Origin of the sequence: Tenacibaculum ascidiaceicola (assembly GCF_047470925.1) — a bacterium.
GTDB classification, from domain to species: domain Bacteria; phylum Bacteroidota; class Bacteroidia; order Flavobacteriales; family Flavobacteriaceae; genus Polaribacter; species Polaribacter discolor.
This window is the reverse complement of the sequence record NZ_JAZKJP010000005.1, coordinates 33,633-55,125: the sequence shown is the minus strand read 5'-3', so window position 1 is coordinate 55,125 and position 21,493 is coordinate 33,633. Positions and strand designations below refer to the sequence as shown.

The 21,493-nt window shown below is 31.7% G+C and carries 24 protein-coding genes; 11 read left to right on the top strand and 13 right to left on the bottom strand.

Annotation, left to right across the window (positions count from 1 at the left end; all coding sequences use genetic code 11):
* Positions 1-6: 6 nt before the first annotated feature.
* The 4 genes from VBY68_RS04695 to VBY68_RS04680 form a co-directional block, all read right to left on the bottom strand.
* On the bottom strand, positions 7-414 hold the full coding sequence (locus VBY68_RS04695) for a hypothetical protein (RefSeq protein ID WP_415269043.1): 408 nt from the start codon (positions 412-414) through the stop codon (positions 7-9).
* 109 nt (positions 415-523) lie between these two features.
* The gene (locus VBY68_RS04690; RefSeq protein WP_415269042.1) at positions 524-2,071 is read right to left on the bottom strand and encodes a DUF4041 domain-containing protein; all 1,548 of its coding nucleotides are present in this window, start codon (positions 2,069-2,071) and stop codon (positions 524-526) included.
* Positions 2,072-2,195: 124 nt separating this feature from the next.
* Positions 2,196-2,942, bottom strand: a complete 747-nt coding sequence (locus VBY68_RS04685; protein ID WP_415269041.1) for a hypothetical protein — start codon at positions 2,940-2,942, stop codon at positions 2,196-2,198.
* 687 nt (positions 2,943-3,629) lie between these two features.
* Positions 3,630-4,217: a 2OG-Fe(II) oxygenase gene (locus tag VBY68_RS04680; RefSeq protein WP_121145758.1), complete on the bottom strand. Its 588-nt coding sequence runs from the start codon at positions 4,215-4,217 to the stop codon at positions 3,630-3,632.
* A gap of 363 nt (positions 4,218-4,580) precedes the next feature.
* Here VBY68_RS04680 and nadC point away from each other — a divergent pair, with 363 nt between their 5' ends.
* The 7 genes from nadC (at position 4,581) to folE (ending at position 11,517) form a co-directional block, all read left to right on the top strand.
* A complete protein-coding gene (nadC, locus tag VBY68_RS04675) occupies positions 4,581-5,441 on the top strand; it encodes a carboxylating nicotinate-nucleotide diphosphorylase (protein WP_273694542.1) in 861 nt (286 codons plus the stop codon).
* A 16-nt stretch (positions 5,442-5,457) separates the two neighbouring features.
* Positions 5,458-7,560, top strand: a complete 2,103-nt coding sequence (locus tag VBY68_RS04670) for a M3 family metallopeptidase (RefSeq protein WP_415269040.1) — start codon at positions 5,458-5,460, stop codon at positions 7,558-7,560.
* Positions 7,561-8,130 carry a pentapeptide repeat-containing protein gene (locus VBY68_RS04665; RefSeq protein ID WP_415269039.1) on the top strand — a complete coding sequence of 190 codons (570 nt, stop codon included), beginning with the start codon at positions 7,561-7,563 and terminating at the stop codon, positions 8,128-8,130.
* A gap of 1 nt (position 8,131) precedes the next feature.
* Positions 8,132-8,281 carry a four helix bundle protein gene (locus VBY68_RS04660; protein ID WP_415269038.1) on the top strand — a complete coding sequence of 50 codons (150 nt, stop codon included), beginning with the start codon at positions 8,132-8,134 and terminating at the stop codon, positions 8,279-8,281.
* A 72-nt stretch (positions 8,282-8,353) separates the two neighbouring features.
* Positions 8,354-9,289, top strand: a complete 936-nt coding sequence (locus tag VBY68_RS04655; protein WP_099215354.1) for a YihY/virulence factor BrkB family protein — start codon at positions 8,354-8,356, stop codon at positions 9,287-9,289.
* A gap of 123 nt (positions 9,290-9,412) precedes the next feature.
* Positions 9,413-10,777: a histidine--tRNA ligase gene (gene hisS, locus VBY68_RS04650; RefSeq protein ID WP_415269037.1), complete on the top strand. Its 1,365-nt coding sequence runs from the start codon at positions 9,413-9,415 to the stop codon at positions 10,775-10,777.
* Positions 10,778-10,848: 71 nt separating this feature from the next.
* Positions 10,849-11,517 carry a GTP cyclohydrolase I FolE gene (gene folE, locus VBY68_RS04645; RefSeq protein WP_394342531.1) on the top strand — a complete coding sequence of 223 codons (669 nt, stop codon included), beginning with the start codon at positions 10,849-10,851 and terminating at the stop codon, positions 11,515-11,517.
* A gap of 268 nt (positions 11,518-11,785) precedes the next feature.
* Here the strand turns inward: folE and VBY68_RS04640 are convergent, their stop codons facing one another.
* From VBY68_RS04640 to mtaB, 4 genes are read right to left on the bottom strand one after another with little or no spacing between them, the layout of a single operon-like run.
* The gene (locus VBY68_RS04640) at positions 11,786-12,688 is read right to left on the bottom strand and encodes a lytic transglycosylase domain-containing protein (protein ID WP_099215404.1); all 903 of its coding nucleotides are present in this window, start codon (positions 12,686-12,688) and stop codon (positions 11,786-11,788) included.
* A gap of 35 nt (positions 12,689-12,723) precedes the next feature.
* Complete coding sequence (locus VBY68_RS04635; RefSeq protein ID WP_415269036.1) at positions 12,724-13,389, bottom strand: lipase family protein; 666 nt, start codon at positions 13,387-13,389, stop codon at positions 12,724-12,726.
* A complete protein-coding gene (locus VBY68_RS04630; RefSeq protein WP_121145745.1) occupies positions 13,389-14,135 on the bottom strand; it encodes a DUF6438 domain-containing protein in 747 nt (248 codons plus the stop codon). Before VBY68_RS04630 ends, VBY68_RS04635 begins: the two co-directional genes overlap by 1 nt.
* Before the next feature lie 36 nt (positions 14,136-14,171).
* Entirely contained in the window at positions 14,172-15,506 is a 1,335-nt protein-coding gene (gene mtaB, locus VBY68_RS04625; protein ID WP_415269035.1) for a tRNA (N(6)-L-threonylcarbamoyladenosine(37)-C(2))-methylthiotransferase MtaB, read from the bottom strand.
* Positions 15,507-15,633: 127 nt separating this feature from the next.
* Between mtaB and VBY68_RS04620 the strand changes: the two genes are divergently transcribed.
* Genes VBY68_RS04620 through VBY68_RS04605 form a run of 4 tightly spaced genes read left to right on the top strand, consistent with a single transcriptional unit; the run spans position 15,634 to position 18,574 of the window.
* A complete protein-coding gene (locus VBY68_RS04620; protein WP_124591210.1) occupies positions 15,634-16,134 on the top strand; it encodes a GNAT family N-acetyltransferase in 501 nt (166 codons plus the stop codon).
* Positions 16,131-16,451: an antibiotic biosynthesis monooxygenase family protein gene (locus VBY68_RS04615; protein ID WP_415269034.1), complete on the top strand. Its 321-nt coding sequence runs from the start codon at positions 16,131-16,133 to the stop codon at positions 16,449-16,451. Before VBY68_RS04620 ends, VBY68_RS04615 begins: the two co-directional genes overlap by 4 nt.
* Before the next feature lie 19 nt (positions 16,452-16,470).
* Complete coding sequence (locus VBY68_RS04610) at positions 16,471-16,983, top strand: DUF4442 domain-containing protein (RefSeq protein WP_028892963.1); 513 nt, start codon at positions 16,471-16,473, stop codon at positions 16,981-16,983.
* Entirely contained in the window at positions 16,940-18,574 is a 1,635-nt protein-coding gene (locus VBY68_RS04605) for an ABC transporter substrate-binding protein (protein WP_415269033.1), read from the top strand. The genes VBY68_RS04610 and VBY68_RS04605 overlap by 44 nt, the downstream gene beginning before the upstream one ends.
* On the opposite strand, the gene VBY68_RS04600 is transcribed toward VBY68_RS04605, so the two are convergent.
* The 5 genes from VBY68_RS04600 to VBY68_RS04580 all read right to left on the bottom strand — a co-directional run bounded on the left by VBY68_RS04600 (position 18,571) and on the right by VBY68_RS04580 (position 21,281).
* Positions 18,571-19,305 carry a YggS family pyridoxal phosphate-dependent enzyme gene (locus VBY68_RS04600; protein ID WP_415269032.1) on the bottom strand — a complete coding sequence of 245 codons (735 nt, stop codon included), beginning with the start codon at positions 19,303-19,305 and terminating at the stop codon, positions 18,571-18,573. The genes VBY68_RS04605 and VBY68_RS04600 overlap by 4 nt on opposite strands.
* A complete protein-coding gene (locus tag VBY68_RS04595) occupies positions 19,298-20,023 on the bottom strand; it encodes an AAA family ATPase (RefSeq protein ID WP_273694555.1) in 726 nt (241 codons plus the stop codon). Before VBY68_RS04595 ends, VBY68_RS04600 begins: the two co-directional genes overlap by 8 nt.
* 91 nt (positions 20,024-20,114) lie before the next feature.
* On the bottom strand, positions 20,115-20,717 hold the full coding sequence (locus VBY68_RS04590) for a MarR family winged helix-turn-helix transcriptional regulator (RefSeq protein ID WP_415269031.1): 603 nt from the start codon (positions 20,715-20,717) through the stop codon (positions 20,115-20,117).
* Entirely contained in the window at positions 20,717-20,980 is a 264-nt protein-coding gene (locus tag VBY68_RS04585; RefSeq protein ID WP_121145731.1) for a DUF2024 family protein, read from the bottom strand. Before VBY68_RS04585 ends, VBY68_RS04590 begins: the two co-directional genes overlap by 1 nt.
* 67 nt (positions 20,981-21,047) lie before the next feature.
* A complete protein-coding gene (locus VBY68_RS04580; RefSeq protein ID WP_099215373.1) occupies positions 21,048-21,281 on the bottom strand; it encodes a thioredoxin domain-containing protein in 234 nt (77 codons plus the stop codon).
* Between the last annotated feature and the right edge of the window lie 212 nt (positions 21,282-21,493).

Below are 21,493 nucleotides of genomic sequence, written 5' to 3'. Positions count from 1 at the left end.
TTTTATTTAATTATCAAAACATTTTAACTCCGGAAAAACCTTATCTCCTTCTTCCCAGCAGGCTTTGTTAGGTTCTCCTATTTTATAGTGAACCTTAAAAGTTTCTCCACCCCATCTGTCATAATGCTGAAGACCACAAAATTCACTACCTTGAGCTTTTGAAGCCGAAGAAGGATTTATAAAAGCCATTTTTAAATTTAATGCTCTACCATTTCCATAAGGGTACATGATATAATGCAATCCCCCTCGTTCATCACTGTTTAAAATAATGTCAATTTTTTCTCCTGGTTCTATGTCTTTAACGCTATTATTGCTTTGCCAAGAAGCATCACCGTTATAAGACCATCGCCCTACATACTTTAGTTTAAACTTACAATTACTATTATCTATTGTGACTATTACTTTTCTGCTCATGTATGTTTTTTTATATTCTTATTCTATTTCTAATACAGATTATTATAAGTTTCTTATCTCAATTTCGCGCCGGAATCACCCAAATGTTGCCTAACGTGTTTGTATATGGTTAGTTATTTATTTTTTCTAAATGTCTTTTTTTCATTTCTACACTTTCTCTGTATTCTAAAGCTTCTGCTTTCATTGTCCAATGTGTTTCTAATTCAAATGAGTCAACTTTAGCCTTAATTTCGCTAATAGGAATTGAGAAAAATTCCTTTCTGTAATTTACTTTATTAACTCTTTCTGAGTTAAATGTTTCGTGTAATTCTTTTTCTAATTTTGGCGCATCTTCTGAATGAATCATTGCGTGAACATCAAATGTAAAAGGAACAGAAGCATCTCCTAATTCTTTAACTCTGTCTAAAGGTTCTAGTCTTCTTGTAAGTCCAATTTTAAACACATTTTCTCCAAATGAACCAACATTGGAAATTATGTAAACGTGCCCTCTTTTTGTTTGTTGAGCCATTGACATAGCTCTTTGTCCTTTCTCCTCCGCAATTAATAGTTTTTGCTTAATATTTTCTAGTTCTTGCTCAAATTTTGCTCTGTCTTCGTCTGCAACTTTTAATAATTTGGCTTCAATTTCCTTTCTTGCTTTTTCAAGCATTTTTTCCTCTTTTTCAGCTTCTTTTCTTGCTCTTTCAAAATCTCGTCTTGCCTTTTCTTCTTCTCGAATAGCTTCTCTTATTGCTCTTTGCTCTTCCAAATCGCGTTTCTTTATTTCGTGTACAGTAACCGCAAGTTTTAATTGTTCTAAGACGACATCAAAATATCTATTCGTAATTCTTGCATTTCTAAAAGCTTTACCGTTGTGGTTTACTAGGCGGAAAGCATCTTTTAAGGCTTGTAATAACTTTCCATAGTTGTCGTGTTTGACTTTAGACATTATAGTATCAACTTTTCCATTAAATGCATCTAAAACAAATTCAATTGCAGTTGTTTTTCTATGAGTTTCAACATAGTCACAATCTGCAACTTCATTGTTTTTAATCATAGATTTTATAAGTGTCCTAACTTGCGCAAGTTCCTGCCCTGCTTTTTTGTGATTATATTCTTCTGCTAAATCGTCTAAAAGTGAATGATTGGGGATTAAATATTCGTCTCCATATCCTTTTATAATGTTTTTCATTGCTTTCACAGTTTTTTGATACTGTTCAGCGTTATTTTTTGCTTCCCAAGCCTCACCAGCTATATTTTCTGCTTTTGCATTAGCTTCATTTTCAATTTTCGTTGCAATTTGATGGGCATTTTCTAAAATAGTTTCAGCCCTATTTTTGGTTTCTGTAGCTTTTTCGCGAGCTTCTTTTTTTATTGCATTAGCTTCTGATTTTGAAGTTTTAATAACTTCTTCCATTTCAATCGCAGTTTTTGCAATCTTTTCTTCAATTTCGCTAGAAACTCTTTTCAGTTCTTCTTCAATGTTTCTAATTGGCTCATATTTCTTTAAATATTCTGTAGAATCTTTATAAACTGAAAAGTCATTTTTTTCTTTTTCTAATTCTTGATTTAAGTTTAAGTTTTCCTTCTCCTTTTTATCTCTTTCTTTTTTTATTTTAGAGTTTTTCGAGAGTAAAACAATAATAATTATAATGCAAATAATAAGTAAAAATGTCATTTCTATTTCGTTTTTTTAATTAACTACAACGGTCGCGGCTATGAACAGTTGCGTGGTTTAGCACTTAACTTCACAAGTAGGCAAGAAGCCAGCAATAAATTATATATGGTGTTGTACATAGTGCTTATTCTTCTTTCCATCTTTTAATATAATATTTCAATCCTGTTTTTTCTCCGCCTTGAAAATATCCTCCAGAATTTACTTTGTCAATTAATTTAATTACATCATTCGCATTATCAGAATCCCAATTCAATTCTGCTGTTAGAAAAGAGAATATTTCCTGCGAATTCAAATCATAATCATACTTTTTCAACGCTCGTATGTAAGTTTTACATCTATTATTGTCGTCCGATTGAACAATTCCTGTTGACATATTAATAGCATTGGTTAAGTCTTGAAATGCTTTTTGAATTACTAAACCAGGTTTTTTTGTTTTCTCAATTTCTTGATTTGTGTCAATATCAATTGCTCCATAAGTTTTTGCCCAATTTTTAACATCAGGTTCAACCCATTGATGAGCAACAATTCCAATTACACTTTCAAAATCCTCGTATTTATATATTTCTTCAGAACGAAGTCCAAAAGTAACAACTACATATTTTGATTGATGATTGTCGTTAAAAGTCTTTAAAGTTTCTATACGAATTGGTGGATAATTTGGGTCAATTTTTATTCCACTAAATAATTTTTTTATATTCCTTGTGTCAAAAATTCGCTCAATATAACCTGTATTATTTTTTGTGTGAATTAATAAAATTATAGAATCAACATCTTTTTCAGAATTGCAAATACTCAATGCTTTTTGAAATGCTTTTATTTCATTTTCCTTTATTGGACCTGTATTATTATTAAAAAATCTATATTTTGTCATTTTCTCTTTGTTTTTCATGCATTATGTACAACTTATTTATATAGATGTATAATACACCGTTATACAACTACTTTAGTAAGGCTATAATTGTATTCTGTGTTTATATCCCTGCTAACCTAACACAAAGCATGTATACATTCTTACGGAATCCCATAAGTCCAACTATTTAAGTAATAAAAGTAGTTTTAGGTGTCATTAACGATTTCAGATGTAGTAGTCAAGGTCGCTAACATCACGGCATGCTCCGAAGACACCACGGTACGGGTCGCTAATATTACGGCATGCTCCGCAGACACCACGGCACGGGTCGCTGATATCACGGCATGCTCCGAAGATACCACGGCATGGGTCGCTGATATCACGGCATGCTCCGCAGACACCACGGCACGGGTCGCTGATATCACGGCGTGCTCCGAAGACACCGCGGCACGGGTCGCTAATATCACGGCATGCTCCGCAGACACCACGGCACGGGTCGCTGATATCACGGCATGCTCCGCAGACACCGCGGCACGGGTCGCTAATATCACGGTATGCTCCGCAGACACTACGGCGCAGACCTTTTTATCAAAAGTAATTGCCGTAACATCATAAGAACTTTGCATAGAAATAAACCGCTAACTCCCAAGAACTAACAACTAAGCATTAAAAACTAAAAACTAATAACTAACAACTAGCGATTAACCACTACCTGTACGGAGGACCCGCAACCCAACCAACAATAGACTTACGAACCCCTTTAGTAATAGGAGTAACACGATGCATCATAAAAGAAGGAAAAACAATGATGGTACCTTTCTCTCTAGGAGCACTTACAATTTTCTGATTAAACATAAACTGTAAATCACCACCCTCATACTCATCTGGGTCAGATAACTGCATAGAAATACTCAACTTTCTATCAGAAATTTCACCCGCACCAAAATCCAAATGCCAATCAAAAAAATCACCCTCAGTATAGCTAGCCAATTGCAAACAATTATGAAACCCCAATAAATCAAACCAATACCGTTCGTTATTACATTTAATAGCCAAACCAGCCAATCGGTTGTAAATCCATTCGTTTTCAGGAGTATTATCAATAAACATCACATCACTTTTTCGAAGCTCATCATCATAAGTGTCTGCTCCGCTCAGCGTAGCTTTAATTTTTTCATTATCATCCCATAAATTAAGAATTCGTTCCGTTTCATGCGGAAGAAATAACCCATTATAATGCACAAATTCAGCAAAATTATGTTTCAACGGAAGACCAAAAGGATAGTTTATTGCCATAGTATTTAAGTAGTTAAAAGCGAAGAAAAAGTAAGTTTCTCGTTATAAAAATTAGGTTTTTAACAGCAAAGTATAAAAAAACAACCAATAACCATAAAAAGCATTCCGTAAAAGCAAGTATTTTAACCAAGAGTGTCAAGTAGTAAGTAATAGCTCTCAGTTTTTTTAAAATAATGGCAACCCTATTAGCCCAAAAAACAAGAGTCATTTTAATAATTATAAAGCTATTAAACATTAGAAAAAAACTGTAGAAGTTGTAGAACTTTGTTAGCAAAGGAGTGATGAAAATTATCAAACAATAAACTAATAACTCAAAACGGAGAACTAAAAATAGTTGTATTTTTACGTCAATAATTCAAAACTATGATTTCAAAAGAACAATTTAATAAAGAGTTAGATTTAATTATAGCCAATGCTATTAGAGAAGATATAGGAGACGGAGATCATACCTCTTTATCATGTATTCCTGCCGATGCAAAAGGTAAAGCAAAGCTATTAGTAAAAGACGAAGGAGTAATTGCTGGGGTAGAATTTGCTAAAATGGTGTTTAATTATGTTGATCCAGAATTAGAAGTTGAAACCTTAATAAATGATGGAGAAGAAGTGAAGTATGGAGACATTGTTTTTTACGTATCAGGAAAATCACAATCCATATTAATGGCAGAACGTTTGGTACTAAATGCCATGCAACGTATGAGTGCTATAGCAACCAAAACCAAGTTTTTTGCAGACCTGTTAGAAGGAACCAAAACTAAGGTGTTAGACACCCGTAAAACAACACCAGGAATCCGTGCTTTAGAAAAATGGGCAGTAAAAATAGGGGGTGGAGAAAACCATCGATTTGCCTTATACGATATGGTAATGATTAAAGACAATCATATTGATTTTGCAGGCGGAATTACACAAGCAATAACCAAGACTAAGAAATACCTAGCGGAAAAAGGACTAGATATTAAAATTATTGTTGAAGCACGCAGTTTAGAAGAAATTGAAGAAATTTTACAAAACGAAGGGGTGTATAGAATTTTGATAGATAATTTTAACTATGAAGATACCCGAAAGGCGGTAGCAATGATAGGAGATACATGTTTAACAGAATCTTCTGGAGGAATTAACGAAAAGACTATTAGAGAGTATGCAGAGTGTGGTGTTGATTTTATTTCGTCTGGAGCCTTAACACATTCAGTATATAATATGGATTTAAGCTTAAAAGCAGTCGATTAATATAACTTACTACATCATGAAAAAACAACTATTACTCATAGCAACGCTAGTAGTAGCTATGTCGTGTAAAACAGAGCAAACTAAAAAAGAAACCACTTCAAACATGGTAGAAAACCCATTATTAGTAAAAAGCAGTTTACCTTATGGTGCACCTGATTTTACCAAAATAAAAAACGAACACTTTATGCCTGCAATTTTAAAAGGTATGGAAGTTCAAAATGAAGAAATTGCTAAAATTATAGCAAATACAGAAACTCCAACATTTGAAAATACAATTATAGCTTTTGAAGAAAGTAGCAAAACGTTAGATAATGTTGAGGCAGTTTTTTATGCTTTAGCAGGTGCACATACGAACGATACAATTAAAGACAATCAAAAAGAATTAGCTCCAAAGTTTTCTAAACACAACGATGAAATTTTATTAAACACCAAGTTGTTTGAAAAAATAAAAGCGGTACACGATAATTTAGACAACTTAGAGTTGGATGCAGAGTCTAAACACTTGGTAAAAGAACAATATAAAAAGTTTGTAAAAGCAGGTGCTAACTTATCTGAAGAAAAGAAAAACGAGTTAAAAGAAATTAATGCAGAGTTAGCAAGCTTATCTAACGACTTCGGAAAAAAGTTATTAGATGCTAGTAAAAAAGGAGGTTTAACGGTTACGGATAAAGAACAGTTAAAAGGACTTTCAGAAGAAACAATTAAAGGATTAGAGAAAGACGGAAAGTACGAAATCCAATTAATCAATACTACGCAACAACCTTTATTACAAACTTTAGAAAATAGAGAAGTTCGTAAACAATTGTTCGAAAAATCTATTCACAGAACAGATGCAGGTGAGTACGATACAAGTGATTTAGTAAAGAAAATGGCTTCGTTGCGTGCTAAGAAAGCACAAATTTTAGGTTTTGACAACTTTGCTAGTTGGAGCTTACAAGGAACAATGGCTTCTACACCAGATAAAGTTTTTGAAATGTTCAACGGATTAATTCCTGGTTCATTAGAAAAAGTAGCTGCTGAAACAAAAGAAATTCAAGCAGAAATCAACAAAGAAGGAAACGATTTTACTTTAGCTCCATACGATTGGAATCATTTTGCTGAAAAAGTACGTAAGTCTAAGTACAACTTAAATGAAGATGAGGTAAAACCATACTTTGAGTTAACCAACGTGTTAGAAAAAGGAGTGTTTTATGCGGCAACAAAATTATACGGAATTACCTTTAAAAAGCGCACAGATATTCCAACATATCACCCAGATGTGGTAGTGTATGAAATTTTTGAAGAAGATGGTAGTAAGTTAGGATTGTTCTACGGAGACTTCTTTGCAAGAGATAGTAAAAGAGGAGGAGCGTGGATGAGTGCTTTTGTAAAGCAATCTAAATTAAGAGGTCAAAAGCCAGTAATCTACAACGTTTGTAATTATCCAAAACCAGCAGAAGGAGAACCAGCATTAATTAGTTTTGATAATGTAGAAACTACCTTCCATGAGTTCGGACATGCGTTACACGGTTTATTCGGAAATCAAAAATATGCATCAATTTCAGGAACAAGTACGGCAAGAGATTTTGTAGAGTTCCCGTCGCAGTTTAACGAAAACTGGGCAACACATCCAGAGGTATTAAACAACTATGCATTGCATTATAAAACAGGAGAAGTAATTCCTGATGCATTATTACAAAAAATTAAAGATGCAGGAACGTTCAATCAAGGATATTCAATTATAGAAAACTTAGCATCTTCTAATTTAGATATGCAATGGCACACTATTTCAGCAGACACTACTATTGAAGATGTAGCTAAATTTGAAGAAGAAGCTTTGGCTAAAATGAAGTTAAAGATTGATGAGGTACCACCAAGATATCGTTCAACGTATTTTGCACATATTTTTAGTGGAGGATATGGAGCAGGATATTACTCGTATTTATGGACAGAAATGTTAAGTCACGATGCGTACGATTGGTTTAAAAACAACGGATTGTTAACTAGAGAAAACGGTCAGAAGTTTAGAGAGCAAATCTTATCGAAAGGAAACACGATGGATTATGCAGAAATGTATAGAGTTTTTGCAGGAAGAGATCCACAGGCAGAACCAATGCTAAAAGCAAGAGGGTTACAATAAATGAATGATTTCTTTGACAACGAAACATTTACAAAAGTTGATTTTACAGTAACAAAAATCAACAAAGGAGAATATGACAGCTGTACGTTCGAGAATTGCAATTTCGAGAACGTACATGCTTCAAATATTGAATTTTTAGAGTGTGAGTTTATCAACTGTAATTTTAGTAATACAGTGGTAAACCACACTTTTTTTAAAGATTGCACTTTTGAAAATTGTAAAATGGTTGGGGTAAAGTTTAATGAATGCAACAACTTTTTGCTAGAAATGAGCTTTCATAACTGCCAGCTAAACTTATCTTCTTTTTACCAATTAAAAATTCCCACTACAAAATTTATAAGTTGTAATTTGCAAGAAGTAGATTTTGTTGAAGCTGACTTAAGTAGAGGTCTCTTTAAAGATTGTGATTTAAAAGGAGCAATTTTTGATCAGACGAATTTAGAAAAAGCAGATTTTACAACTGCTACTAATTTTGCAATTGATCCTGAAAATAATAGAGTAAAAAAAACGAAATTTTCCAAAGAGAATATTGCTGGACTATTGTATAAATATGATATTGTAGTGGAGTAATGTGGTAGCCTCGTTGTTTGAATTACAAACGCAACTTGAAATTTCTTCAAACTTAGAGTATATTTCAAAGGAATCTTTTGACAGACTTTATGGGGAATCAAGAGAGAGAATGCTATCAAGTTTAATAAGAAAGCTAAAAGAAAAACGATAAAAATTTTGCAACTAAAAACACTTAGCATCTTTGAGTCTCATAAATTAGAAACACTTTGCAACTAAAAAGAAAATGACTAAACAGATAGAAGAAAACCTTGAGAAAATTCCAGTAATTAACTGGCTCGTGGCCTTTGGAAAGAAAATTAAAATTCCGGGGTTAGAAGGAATGTCTTTGTACGATGTACTTGAAATGTATGTTATTGGTATTGTAAAAGGAGCATTAACTACAAGGGCAGGAGGTATTGCTTTTAGTTTCTTTATGGCAATCTTTCCATTCTTATTATTCATTTTAACATTGATTCCTTACATCCCGATTGATGGATTTCAAGACGGGTTACTTTCATTAATGCAAGAAGCATTACCACCAAAAACCTTTGAGGCGGTAGATTTTGTTATAAAAGATATTATTAACAATCAATACGGTGGATTATTGTCATTCGGTTTCTTAGCCTCTATTTTTTTAATGACCAATGGTGTAAATGCAATATTTGGTGGGTTTGAATATTCTTATCATGTAACCGAAGTAAGAAATGTTTTAAGAGCCTATTTTATTTCGTTAGCAGTATCGTTGCTAATGTCATTTTTCTTAATCGTAACGGTAACACTCATTATTTTTTATCAAATAGCCTTAACAAGAATTCACAAAATTGGATGGTTAAACACAGGAGATTTAGACTTGTTTTACTACGGAAGAGGTTTCTTGTTTTTAGTAATGATTTTTACCATTGTATCTTTACTCTTTAGGTACGGAACCAAACAAGGTAAAGATGTGAAATTCTTTTCTCCAGGTGCTATTTTAACTACAGTAGTATCTATGTTTACCTTTTACTTATTTGGAATTTATGTAGTTAAGTTTGCTCAATACAATCAACTATACGGCTCAATTGGTACCCTGTTAATTTTAATGTTGTTCGTATGGTTAAATGCTATTATTTTACTCTTAGGTTTTGAGTTAAACGCCACGATTTATCGTTTAAAACGTAAAAATAAAGCGACCGCTAAATAACATTATTCTTCATATTTTTTCGGATATTTGCAGGCTAAAACGCAAATCAAATTACGAATTAATAATTACGAATTATCAATAAATTCATAATTAAAAATTCATAATTAAAAATTCATAAAAAAAATGAAACCAGGAATCCCAAAAGGAACAAGAGATTTTTCATCAACAGAAGTAGCAAAAAGAAACTATATTTTCAATACAATTAAACATTCGTTTGAAAATTTCGGATTTCAACCTATTGAAACACCAAGTTTTGAAAACTCTTCTACATTGATGGGGAAATATGGTGAAGAAGGGGATAGATTGATTTTTAAAATCTTGAATTCTGGTGATTATTTAAAGAAAGTAGATGAAAACTTATTGGCAGATAAAGACAGTCAAAAAGTTACTTCAAAAATTTCTGAAAAAGCATTGCGTTACGATTTAACAGTTCCGTTTGCACGTTACGTAGTACAACACCAAAACGAAATTACATTTCCATTTAAACGTTACCAAATTCAACCAGTTTGGAGAGCAGATAGACCACAAAAAGGACGTTTCCGTGAGTTTTATCAATGTGATGCCGATGTGGTAGGAAGTACTTCGTTATGGCAAGAAGTTGAGTTTGTGCAATTATATGATACTGTTTTTAGTAAGTTAGGATTAAAAGGTACGACTATCAAAATCAACAACCGAAAAATCTTATCAGGAATTGCTGAGGTAATTGGTGCATCAGACAAACTGATTGATTTTACAGTGGCTTTAGATAAGTTAGATAAAATAGGAAAAGACGGTGTAGTTAAGGAGATGTTGGAGAAAGGAATTTCTGCTGAAGCGATAGAAAAAGTTGATCCGTTATTTAATTTTTCTGGAAGTAATCAAGATAAGTTAGCTTCTTTAGAGGCTATGTTACAAGGTTCGGAAGAAGGATTACAAGGTGTAGCTGATTTGAGAACCGTAGTTAATAACGTAGAAAGTTTAGGACTAGATTCAGCAAGCTTAGAATTAGATGTAACCTTAGCTAGAGGACTGAACTATTACACAGGGGCTATTTATGAAGTAACAGCTCCAGAAGGTGTAAAAATGGGTTCTATTGGTGGTGGAGGTCGTTATGACGACTTGACAGGTATTTTTGGTTTAAAAGATGTTTCTGGAGTAGGAATTTCTTTTGGATTGGATAGAATTTACTTGGTAATGGAAGAGTTAGGATTGTTTGAAGCAGTAGAATTACCAAAGCCTAAAGTATTGTTTTTAAATTTTGAAGAAAGCGAGAGTTTAGATAAAGTAAAAGCCATAAAAACATTAAGACAAAACAACATAAAGTCAGAAATGTATCCAGATGTGGCAAGCAGTAACAACCAGCAAAAAAAGCAGTGGAAATATGCTACAAATAGAGAAATTGAGTTTGTAGTGACAACTGTTGAAAATGGTACGCTTGTTGTTAAAAATATGTCGACGGGAGAGCAAACTACTTGTTCTTTAGACGAATTGATAAATAAAGTGCAGTAAATTACCAACAATGTTGTAAATTTGCGCCCTACTAATTTTAGATAGAAATGTTTGAAGTGAACAACAACAAAATGAATGACGATAGCATAGATGAAATAGGAGAGAACCACATTGGTACGTCGGCCAAAACGCCTTTACGTGCGGATGCTTTCGATATTTCTGACAAAGAAAAAATTGAAAAAATTCAAGAGAACGTTAAAGAAATTCTTGAAACGTTAGGAATGGATTTAACTGACGATAGCATGCAAGGTACTCCTAAAAGGGTTGCAAAAGCTTTCGTAAATGAGTTGTTTATGGGGTTAAACCCACAAAATAAACCAGAAGCGTCAACATTTGACAATACTTATAAGTATGGTGAAATGTTAGTTGAAAAAAACATTATTGTATATTCAACATGTGAGCATCACTTATTACCAATTATTGGTAGAGCTCACGTTGCGTATATTTCTAATGGTAAAGTAATCGGTTTATCTAAGATGAATCGTATTGTTGAGTATTATGCTAAGCGCCCACAAGTACAAGAGCGTTTAACTATGCAGGTAGTACAAGCAATGCAAGAAGCTTTAGGAACTCAAGATGTTGCATGTGTTATAGATGCAAAACATTTATGTGTTAACTCAAGAGGTATTAAAGATATTGAAAGTAGTACAGTTACTGCTGAGTTTGGTGGAGCATTTAAAAACAAAGAAACCAAACGTGAATTCTTAGATTACATAAAATTAAATACTGATTTTCAATAGAAAATAAAGTTTAAATAAATAAAAAAGCTCATTCGAAAGAATGAGCTTTTTTATTATGATTCGGTTTTATTTTGTTTCAATTTTTTAACGCCATCAACTATAAACCAAGAAGCAAACAAAACTCTAACGAGTAAGAAAACATATTGGTTTTCGGTTGTGAAGTTGAATAGGAGTCGATACACTTCTCTTTTTTGAGAAAAGGCAGAAAACGTATTAATTAAAATAAATATACCTATAAATAGATATATATAAGGAAGTGCTTTTTTCACTATTTAACTGGAATTTTAATTTCGTATAGTTTTCTACTACGGTTGTTTAATTTGTTTTCTCGTAACCAAGAGTTATGTAGCTTAAGCTCTTTGTAGGTAATTCCGAATTTTTTAGCAAATAAGGCGATATTACTAATAGCAGTATCTACTTTAACAGTATAGGTTTCAGGAAGGGTATATAAATCTTCTTGATCGAAAACAAAACCATACTCTTTTGGGTTAGTTATAATTTCTTTTAAAGCTAAGATTCTAAAAACGTAACGCTCGGTTTCATCAGGTAACAATGCATCGTAATAGCTGGTTACACCTTGAGCATCTAATCTTTTAGAAATACCATAGTTACCCGCATTATAAGCCGCAGCGGCAAGCGTCCAAGAACCAAAACGTTCTTTCGATTTTTTTAAATACTCAGCAGCTACTTTAGTAGATTTTTCTATATGATAACGTTCATCAACATTACTATTAATTTCTAAACCATATTCTTTACCTGTTTGTTTCATAAAGTGCCACATACCAGCTGCACCAACATGGGATGTTTCATCAATAAAACCACTTTCAGCTAAGGCTAAGAATTTGAAATCGTCAGGTAAACCATATTTTTCTAACAAAGGCTCTAAAATAGGAAAGTATTTATTTGCACGTTTTATAAGTAACAATCCATTAGACTGCCAATAGGTGTTTACTAATAACTCGCGGTCCATTCGTTCTCTAATGTCAGGTTTTTCAATAGGAACTCGTTCTCCTGCTAAATTTAAATCGTTAGGTAATTTTAGAGCTTTAACCTCGTAACTTTCCGCTACATTTTTAATGGTTGGTTCGTTTGATTTGCTTATAGTATTGGTAAATAAAATTCCAACAAATACTATAGTTAAGATAGATAAGAAGCGGATTGATTTGTTCATTTCTCTTTTAGTTTTTGTCAAGTTGTGTAATGATGTTAATCCATCAAAAAACATTCCTTTTTTAGTATTTCAGAAATTGTTTTTGCTTTGTTCAAAATCATTACATGCGTGCCATTTTCAATTTCAATTGAATTTTTAATATATTTTATAGGAAAAACTTCATCTTTTTTTCCGTGAATGTGAATTATATCGGGAATAGATTCTTTTTGTTTCCAGTGTAATACGTTGTATATAGCCCATTGCAAATATTCTTTGTTTCTAACTGATAGGTATATTTTATATAACTCAGCTCGTTTTTTTAAATAATCATTAAAAAAATAGCGTTCGTAACTTTCAATATTTGAAATAACTTTTGAAGGGAAAAGTTTATAGGCTTTTGTTACTTGTACTAGTTTAAAACGTTTAGGAAACTCTTTATTGCTTTTAACACTTGATATTATGATTATTTTTTTGCAATCAATAATTTTACTCATTTCCTGTACCATAATACCTCCAAAAGAAACTCCAATTAACACAGGGTTTTTGTGTTGAATTTTAGCACACATTCGTTGAGCATATTCTTCAATGCTTTCGTTAATAGAGGTTGGTAGCATCCAATCTAAAAAGTGCAGTTCAAAATGTTCTTCAGGTAAAGAAATACGCTCAAATATTTTGGTATTGGCAGCTAAACCAGGGACAAAATACAAGTGAGTTTTAGGCATTATTCAATAAACTTTTTGTCTAATAAAATACCGTCAATATATTCGTGTACGTCAATAAGCTCATCAGGAATATCTTTCCATAAACGAATTAAGATTTGTTTTCCATCATGAACTATATAAGTACTAGATAAATCTGGAATTTTAGGGTTGCTATAAACATCTTTAAAACTAGCAAAATCCTTTTTGTTAAGCTTATTGTTTAGCTCTTGCAGTTGTTTTTCTGATAGTGTAAATTTTTGTGTTCCTTTTACTAATACATATTCAATTCCGTTGTAAAGAACATTTCCTTCTTTATCAATAGAAACAGAATATACGGGACAGTCACCAAAACAAGGAGTTTTGATAATTCTTAAAAGGTTATTTTTTTCTTCGGAAATAATGTTAGTTAATTTTTCTTCGGAGTTGGCATCAACCAATCTAAACTCTCCGCTTTCCTGAAGTTTATCAATCCAAAAATCACGCTTTCCTTCAGGAACTTCAACAATACCTATTTTTGAAGCATCTGTTTCATAAGCCATTTTACTCCAAGTTAAGCCGCTATTTTTTATAAGTGATTTTACATCATCAATGCTTTTAGCGTTTTTAAGAACAATAATTAACTCATTTTGAGAAGCTATAGGTTTTATAACTTCTTCTTCAATAATTGTTTCTTTTTCTATTGGCTCTGTTAATTTGGTTTCAGAACTTTTTTTAGGAATACCACAAGAGATTCCTAAGGCTAAAAAAGAGTATAATAGGTACTTCATAAATGAGTTTTTTGATTGTGTGAACTAGTTGACAAGTTAAGCAATAACTCCAGCATCCACAAAATCAAAACGAACTAAACCGTCTTCATCTATTTTTGTTAACGTAACAGTATGTAATGTATTTACCAATTTAGGATTCCAAGGAGCCTTAACTTTTACATAGTTTTCTGTAAAACCGTGGATATATCCTTCTTTATTTTCACTTTCAAATAAAACTGTTAAGGTATTACCTAACTGACTTTCATAAAAAGCTCTACGTTTTTTAACAGATAATCCGCGTAGCATTTTACTACGTTTTGCACGTGTTTTCTTAGGTACCACACCGTCCATTTCAACAGCTTCTGTGTTTGGTCTTTCAGAATAAGTGAAAACGTGTAAGTAAGAAATATCTAAGTCTGCTAAATAGTTGTAGGTTTCTAAAAATAATTCATCTGTTTCACCAGGAAAACCAACAATAACATCTACACCAATACAAGCGTTAGGCATTACTTCTTTAATCTTAGCAACTCTATCAGTATATACTTTACGTAAATAACGACGCTTCATTTTCTTTAACAGTTCATCACTACCAGATTGTAGTGGAATGTGAAAATGTGGAACAAATGTGTTTGAGTTTGAAACAAAATCAATCGTTTCATCTTTTAATAAATTAGGTTCAATAGAAGAGATTCGTAAACGATTAATTCCCTCAACTTTATCAAGTGCTTGTACCAACTCTAAAAAAGTATGTTCGTGCTTTTTGTTACCGAATTCTCCTTTTCCGTAGTCACCAATATTTACTCCTGTTAAAACAATTTCTTTAATTCCTTTCTCAGAAATTTCTTTAGCGTTTTTTAATACGTTTTCTAACGTATCACTTCGTGAAATTCCACGTGCTAACGGAATGGTACAATAAGTACACTTATAATCACATCCATCTTGTACTTTTAAGAAAGCACGAGTACGATCTCCAATAGAATAAGAACCTACATAAAAATCGGCATCTTCAATCTCACAAGAATGTACTTCACCAATATCATTTTTGGTTAAGTCGTTAATATAGCTAGTTACATTAAACTTTTCAGTAGCACCCAATACTAAGTCTACACCATCAACAGCAGCTAATTCTTCAGGTTTTAATTGCGCATAACAACCTACACCAATAACAAAAGCCTCTTCATTTTTCTTTAATGCAGATTTTACAATACTTTTAAAACGTTTATCAGCATTGTCTGTTACCGAACAGGTGTTAATTACATATATGTCTGCTTTTTCTTCAAACTCAACACGCTCAAACCCTTCATTAACAAAGTTTCTGGCAATGGTTGAGGTTTCTGAAAAATTTAATTTACAACCTAATGTGTAAAAAGCTACTTTCTTATCTACATTCATCTTTTCTCTGTCCTAAATAAAAAACAAAAGCCTTGTACAAGTCTTTAATTTTTTAGAAGTTCGTATAGTTTATTTAATCTACTACTGCCTAAAGCAGTTTTGGGTTTGCAAAAGTACGATAATATTCATGATTTTTGAAACGAAAAGATTACTTATTCGAAAGCTTCAAGTTGTTGATATAGAACCTTTTTATGAGTTAGAAAGTAACCCTAAAGTATTGCAATATGCAACTGGAGAACCTAAAAATTTAGAAGAAAGTAAAGAGGATTTAAAACAGCTGATAGCACGATACACTAATAAAAAAAATGATTTTTGGATATATGCCATAGAACGTAAATCAGACAATGAATTTGTAGGTACGGTTGCTTTGGTAAAAGATGAAGAGGGAAATGATGAAATAGGATATCGGTTTATAGAACGATACTGGGGTAATGGCTTTGCAACTGAACTTTGTGAAGGATTAATACAGTACTGTAAATCGGTAGGAATGAAAAAACTTATTGGGTGTGTGGTGGATGAAAATATAGCTTCCGCTAAAATATTAGAACGATTTAACTTTGTTGTGATAGAGAAATTTATAAGTGACGATATTGGCTTACCAGAAACAAAATATGAACTAATTTTATGATAGTAGATAATTTAAAACCTCCGTATTACGCAGTAATTTTTAGCACAACTCTTTCAGATGATACAGAAGGATATTATGAAATGGCTGAAAAAATGGACAATTTAGCTAAAGAACAAGAAGGGTATTTAGGAGTAGAATCAGCGAGAAGTGATGTAGGGATTACGGTTTCTTATTGGGAAAGTTTGGATGCTATCTTAAAATGGAAAAATAATATAGAGCATGCTGAAGCTAGAAATATAGGAAGAGAGAGATGGTATAAAAAATATCAACTTCGAATAAGCAAAGTAGAAAGAGAGTATGGATTTGATAAAGGTTAATAGATAAGGTAGTAAATTTATGTACGCAGCACTAAATAAGTTTTTAAGTAAGTTTTTTAAGAAAAGTACCATATTTAAGTATGGGTTTAACTTATCTCCAATGTACAAAAGGTCTACAGGAAAAATAATATATGTATCTGATGACTTATTGAATGTGAAAGTGAAAATTCCTGTTAGTTATAAAAACAAGAACTATGTAGGATCTATATTTGGTGGAAGTTTATTTTCGGCAACAGATCCAATTTATATGATTCAATTAATTAATATTTTAGGAAATGATTATGTTGTTTGGGATAAAAGTTCATCTATTAAGTTTATAAAACCTGTTTATGAAGATGGCTTTATAGATTTTATTTTTTCTACTGATGAAATTGAAGAAATAAAGAAGAGAATAGAAGTAGAGAAAAAAATAGATTTAATTAAAGAGCTAGAAATAGTAAGTAAAGATAAATCTACTGTTTTTACAAAAATTGATAAAACCATATACATTGCAGATAAAACGTACTATAAAAATAGACGAAAGAATAAATAATTTTTTATTAGTTCTTATAGTTTTATTAGTTATAACTTCTTGTAAAAAAGAAAAAAGTAATTTTACTGATAAACAAGTTTTTCGCTATAACGAGCATTCAAATATTACTTCATTAGATCCTGCTTTTGCAAAAGACCAACGAAATATTTGGGCTGTAAATCAATTGTATAATGGATTGGTAGAGTTGGATGATAGTTTACAAGTACAACCTTCAATAGCTAAGAATTGGACAATTTCTGAAGATGGAAAAACCTATCAGTTTCATTTAAGGAATGATGTATTATTTCACAAACACGAACTGTTTGGAAAAGACTCTACAAGAAATGTAATAGCCAAAGATTTTGAATATTCTTTTAATAGATTGCTCGATAAGAATGTGGCGTCTCCAGGAGGCTGGGTATTACAAAATGTTGCTAATTTCAAAGCAGAGAGTGATTCTGTTTTTACAATCAATTTAAAGCAACCTTTTCCACCTTTTTTAGGATTGTTAGCCATGAAGTATTGTTCTGTAGTTCCAAAAGAAGCAGTTGATTATTTTGGAAATGAGTTTAGAGCAAACCCGATAGGAACTGGTCCTTTTCATTTTAAACTTTGGGTAGAAAATACCAAGTTGGTATTGAGAAAAAATCCACTATTTTTTGAAAAGGACGAGAATGGAAATCAACTTCCGTATTTAGAAGCAGTAGCTGTAACTTTTTTACCAGATAAACAAAGTGAGTTTTTACAGTTTATTCAAGGAAATATCGATTTTATGAAAAGTTTAGATGCTTCGTATAAAGATGACATTCTAAATACTGATGGAACCTTAAAAGAGAAGTATGTTTCTAAAATCAATATGAAAACAGGGGCGTATTTAAACACAGAATATTTAGGGATTTATTTAGATGGAGAAGATGAGCACCCAACAAAATCGAAATTGATACGACAAGCTATAAATTTTGGTTTTGATAGGGAGAAGATGATTAAGTTTTTGAGAAACGGAATCGGGAGTCCTGCTACAAGTGGATTTATCCCGAAAGGATTGCCTTCATTCAATAATCAACAAGGATATTCATACAATCCTGAAGAAGCAAAGAAGTTGGTAGCAGAATACAAAGAAGAGACAGGAGATGAGAATCCGCAAATAGCAATTACAACGAACAGCAACTATTTAGATTTGTGTGAGTTTATTCAACGTGAATTACAAAAAATAGGAATAGTAACTAAAGTAGATGTAATTCCACCTTCAACGTTACGCCAAGGAAAAGCAAATGGTAAGTTACCTATTTTTAGAGCAAGTTGGATTGCAGATTATCCTGATGCTGAAAATTATTTATCGCTTTTTTATAGCAAAAATTTTACACCAAACGGCCCTAATTATACACACTTTAAAAATGATTTTTTTGATAGGTTGTATGAACAATCCATTAAAGAAGTAAATGTAAAAAAGCGTTATACCCTATACCAAAAAATGGATAGTATTATTATTGCTGAGGCTCCAATTGTACCATTATATTATGATGAGGTAATCCGCTTTACACAAAAGAATGTTACAGGTTTAGGAATTAACCCTATTGATTTATTGAATTTAAAAAGAGTACAGAAAAATTAAGAGCTACTTTTTGCTTCATTCCAGTAGTAGCTATCAGGGTAGATACGTTCTCCAAAAATAGCTGTTCCAACTCGTACAATAGTAGCACCTTCTTCAATAGCGATTTCTAAATCACCACTCATTCCCATGGAGAGTTCTTTCATAGCTACATTAGGAATTTGTAGTGCTTTTATTTCTTCTTGAAGCTGTTTTAAAAGGCGAAAACATTTTCGAACTTCATCGGATTCTGAGCTTAGTAAACCAATGGTCATTAATCCCTTTATATGAATGTTTTTAAACTTAGATATTTCTTTTACAAGCTCAATCGTTTCCTCTGGATTGGCTCCGAATTTACTTTCTTCAAAAGAGGTGTTTACTTGTATGTATACATCAATTTCTTTTTCTTCAAAAATCAACCGTTGATGTAATTTTTCAGCAACTGATAAACGATCGATAGATTCAATACAACTAGCCCATTTTATAACTTCTTTAATCTTGTTACTTTGTAAATGACCTATAAAATGTACTTCAGGTTGTAAGTGCTTTATTGCATTACATTTTTGCTTTAATTCTTGTACTTTATTTTCACCCACAAGAGTTTCACCTTGTTCTAAAGCAAAATTTATTTTATCAGTATTTACTGTTTTTGTAGCTAGTAACAATCGAACATCTTTTGGGTTTCTGTTAGCTTTCTTACAAGCAAATTGTATTCTTTGATGAATAATGCTAAGGTTGTTTTGAATATTATCCATTTATGAATTGATTGTTCAGTTCTTCTTTTTCAATAATTTTATTTTTTACAGCTCTAAAAGTAATGTCTTTTGCTTCTGCATATGATATATCGTACACACGATTTACTTTTCTAAACTCTTCTGGGAATTGTTGCAGTAACGTTTCGTAATAGCTGTCTAAGTCTGATTCACTAGGTGCTTCGAATTTAAGTTTTAACTGAAAACGTCTTAAAAGTGCGGTATCAATAACACTAGAGTGATTGGTAGCAGCAATTAATAAAACATCGTTAGGTAATTGATCTATTAATTGAATTACAGTATTAACTAATCGTTTCATCTCGCTAGAGTCTTTGCTGTCATAATCACGAGCTTTACCGATGTAATCAAATTCATCTAAAAATAACACAGCACTTTCTCTTGTAGCTTTTTTAAAAACTTCGGAAATATTTTTAGCGGTTTCTCCTAGTTTTGAAGAAACAATGCTACCCAAATTAAGTATGATAATTTTTTTATCAAGCTTTTTGGCAATAGCTCTAGCGGTGGTAGTTTTACCACAACCAGTATGTCCGAATAATAAGATTTTATTATCAACGGGGAGTTTGTATTGATTCAAAACAGCTACGTGTTTAAATTCTTTTAGTAGTTGCTGTAGCGTATTTTTGTTTTCATTACTAAGATGAACTTCATCTAGTTCTATAGTTGTTTCTTTCGTTTGAAGAATCAAGTTATGTATAGCCATTTTATAATTTTTTGTCAAAAATAAAAGGTTATAGGTAATAAAGTAAACCTTTTAACATACAGTTAAGAAGTAGGGTTGATGTTTTAAAATATTAACTCTTAAATTCATGTTCAGGACAATCAATTCTCAACTCTTTAGAAGCTAATTTAGATTGTAAAAGTTTACAAAAATGTTCGTTGTTTTCATTTTGGTAATAAGAGCAAGTAAAGCACATCCTTTGAATAGTTATAACTCCTGCTTTATTTAGTTGGTATATTACTTTTAAAAGCCCTGCTAGTATATCTTTCTTCTGGTCTTCAGGTAATGAACTTAAAGGTTGCTCTATATTAAGTGTAAAATTAGCTGATTTCTCTGCTATTTGTTTTCCTTGATTGGTTAAACCAATAATATAACTTCTAGTATCGCTAGGGTTATGAAACTTTTGAACTAATTCTTTTTTTAATAAAACTCTAATACTATCACTAATGGTAGCTTTAGTCATATTGAACTCTTCAGCTAAATAACTCACTTTGCATTTTTCTTCTGAATGAAACAGTAAAAAAATTAGAATTTGAATTTGGATAGGGCTTAAAGAGTTCTCCTTACTTTCGCTCCAAAGAAGTACTCTGAAAGCTTCAGAAATTCGCTCTAAAGCCACAACTATTTTACTTTCAATTTTTGTGTTTTGCTGATTTAAGTCAAAAGGAGATTTCATTAATTACAGTTTTCCATTTCGTATATAAAATACCCTTTTTTATGTATAGAGTCTTCCCATTCGGGTTTGAGTATTTCAATATGGCAAAATACACATTCTTTTGAAGATATTTCCAGGTTTTCTAGACCTTTAGTTCTTAAATATTCTTTACCATAATTAAAAATTATGGTAGTGTCTTTATTGTTAGAAGGTGCAATAATATCAAAATGCATTATTTTACCATCTTTCTTAGTTACATAAGTATCCCAAACAGCTACTTCCATTTTTATATAATTTAAAATATTAAAAGCTCTACAAAATTAGGATTCCTAACTTTATAGAGCAAAAAAATTACCCTTTCACTTCTTCCATTGAAGCTCCAAAATTAATATGAAGTACATTGCCAGTAGGAGTTACCAAAGCAGGGACAGATTTTACACCAGCATTTTCTGCTTCTAAAATTCGATTTTTGTCTTCACCGAAGTGAACTACTTCAACATTGTCTAAACCAATTAGATTTATAATGTCTTGTTCTGCACTAACACAAACAGGGCAACCTGCGTGATAAAAAATAGATTTACTCATAATTATATAGATTTTAAATTTCATTGCAAATATAGTTAGGTTTCCTAACTAATAAAAATTATCAAGAATAAATTTTAAAATGAAGTACTAACAAAAGAGTTTTGTTTCTTTTATAAGGTTGTATGGTAAAGAATAAAATCGCTAATAGTTAATTAAGAAATAAAAATGTTATGTAATTTTAGCGGTTCTAATTGTTTAGAGAAAAGATTTAA

Coding starts and splice junctions, on each gene's coding strand:
- VBY68_RS04695 (WP_415269043.1), bottom strand. CDS start 414: ATGAGCAGAAAAGTAATAGTCACAATAGATAATAGTAATTGTAAGTTT.
- VBY68_RS04690 (WP_415269042.1), bottom strand. CDS start 2,071: ATGACATTTTTACTTATTATTTGCATTATAATTATTATTGTTTTACTC.
- VBY68_RS04685 (WP_415269041.1), bottom strand. CDS start 2,942: ATGACAAAATATAGATTTTTTAATAATAATACAGGTCCAATAAAGGAA.
- VBY68_RS04680 (WP_121145758.1), bottom strand. CDS start 4,217: ATGGCAATAAACTATCCTTTTGGTCTTCCGTTGAAACATAATTTTGCT.
- nadC (WP_273694542.1), top strand. CDS start 4,581: ATGATTTCAAAAGAACAATTTAATAAAGAGTTAGATTTAATTATAGCC.
- VBY68_RS04670 (WP_415269040.1), top strand. CDS start 5,458: ATGAAAAAACAACTATTACTCATAGCAACGCTAGTAGTAGCTATGTCG.
- VBY68_RS04665 (WP_415269039.1), top strand. CDS start 7,561: ATGAATGATTTCTTTGACAACGAAACATTTACAAAAGTTGATTTTACA.
- VBY68_RS04655 (WP_099215354.1), top strand. CDS start 8,354: ATGACTAAACAGATAGAAGAAAACCTTGAGAAAATTCCAGTAATTAAC.
- hisS (WP_415269037.1), top strand. CDS start 9,413: ATGAAACCAGGAATCCCAAAAGGAACAAGAGATTTTTCATCAACAGAA.
- folE (WP_394342531.1), top strand. CDS start 10,849: ATGAATGACGATAGCATAGATGAAATAGGAGAGAACCACATTGGTACG.
- VBY68_RS04640 (WP_099215404.1), bottom strand. CDS start 12,688: ATGAACAAATCAATCCGCTTCTTATCTATCTTAACTATAGTATTTGTT.
- VBY68_RS04635 (WP_415269036.1), bottom strand. CDS start 13,389: ATGCCTAAAACTCACTTGTATTTTGTCCCTGGTTTAGCTGCCAATACC.
- VBY68_RS04630 (WP_121145745.1), bottom strand. CDS start 14,135: ATGAAGTACCTATTATACTCTTTTTTAGCCTTAGGAATCTCTTGTGGT.
- mtaB (WP_415269035.1), bottom strand. CDS start 15,506: ATGAATGTAGATAAGAAAGTAGCTTTTTACACATTAGGTTGTAAATTA.
- VBY68_RS04620 (WP_124591210.1), top strand. CDS start 15,634: ATGATTTTTGAAACGAAAAGATTACTTATTCGAAAGCTTCAAGTTGTT.
- VBY68_RS04615 (WP_415269034.1), top strand. CDS start 16,131: ATGATAGTAGATAATTTAAAACCTCCGTATTACGCAGTAATTTTTAGC.
- VBY68_RS04610 (WP_028892963.1), top strand. CDS start 16,471: ATGTACGCAGCACTAAATAAGTTTTTAAGTAAGTTTTTTAAGAAAAGT.
- VBY68_RS04600 (WP_415269032.1), bottom strand. CDS start 19,305: ATGGATAATATTCAAAACAACCTTAGCATTATTCATCAAAGAATACAA.
- VBY68_RS04595 (WP_273694555.1), bottom strand. CDS start 20,023: ATGGCTATACATAACTTGATTCTTCAAACGAAAGAAACAACTATAGAA.
- VBY68_RS04590 (WP_415269031.1), bottom strand. CDS start 20,717: ATGAAATCTCCTTTTGACTTAAATCAGCAAAACACAAAAATTGAAAGT.
- VBY68_RS04585 (WP_121145731.1), bottom strand. CDS start 20,980: ATGGAAGTAGCTGTTTGGGATACTTATGTAACTAAGAAAGATGGTAAA.
- VBY68_RS04580 (WP_099215373.1), bottom strand. CDS start 21,281: ATGAGTAAATCTATTTTTTATCACGCAGGTTGCCCTGTTTGTGTTAGT.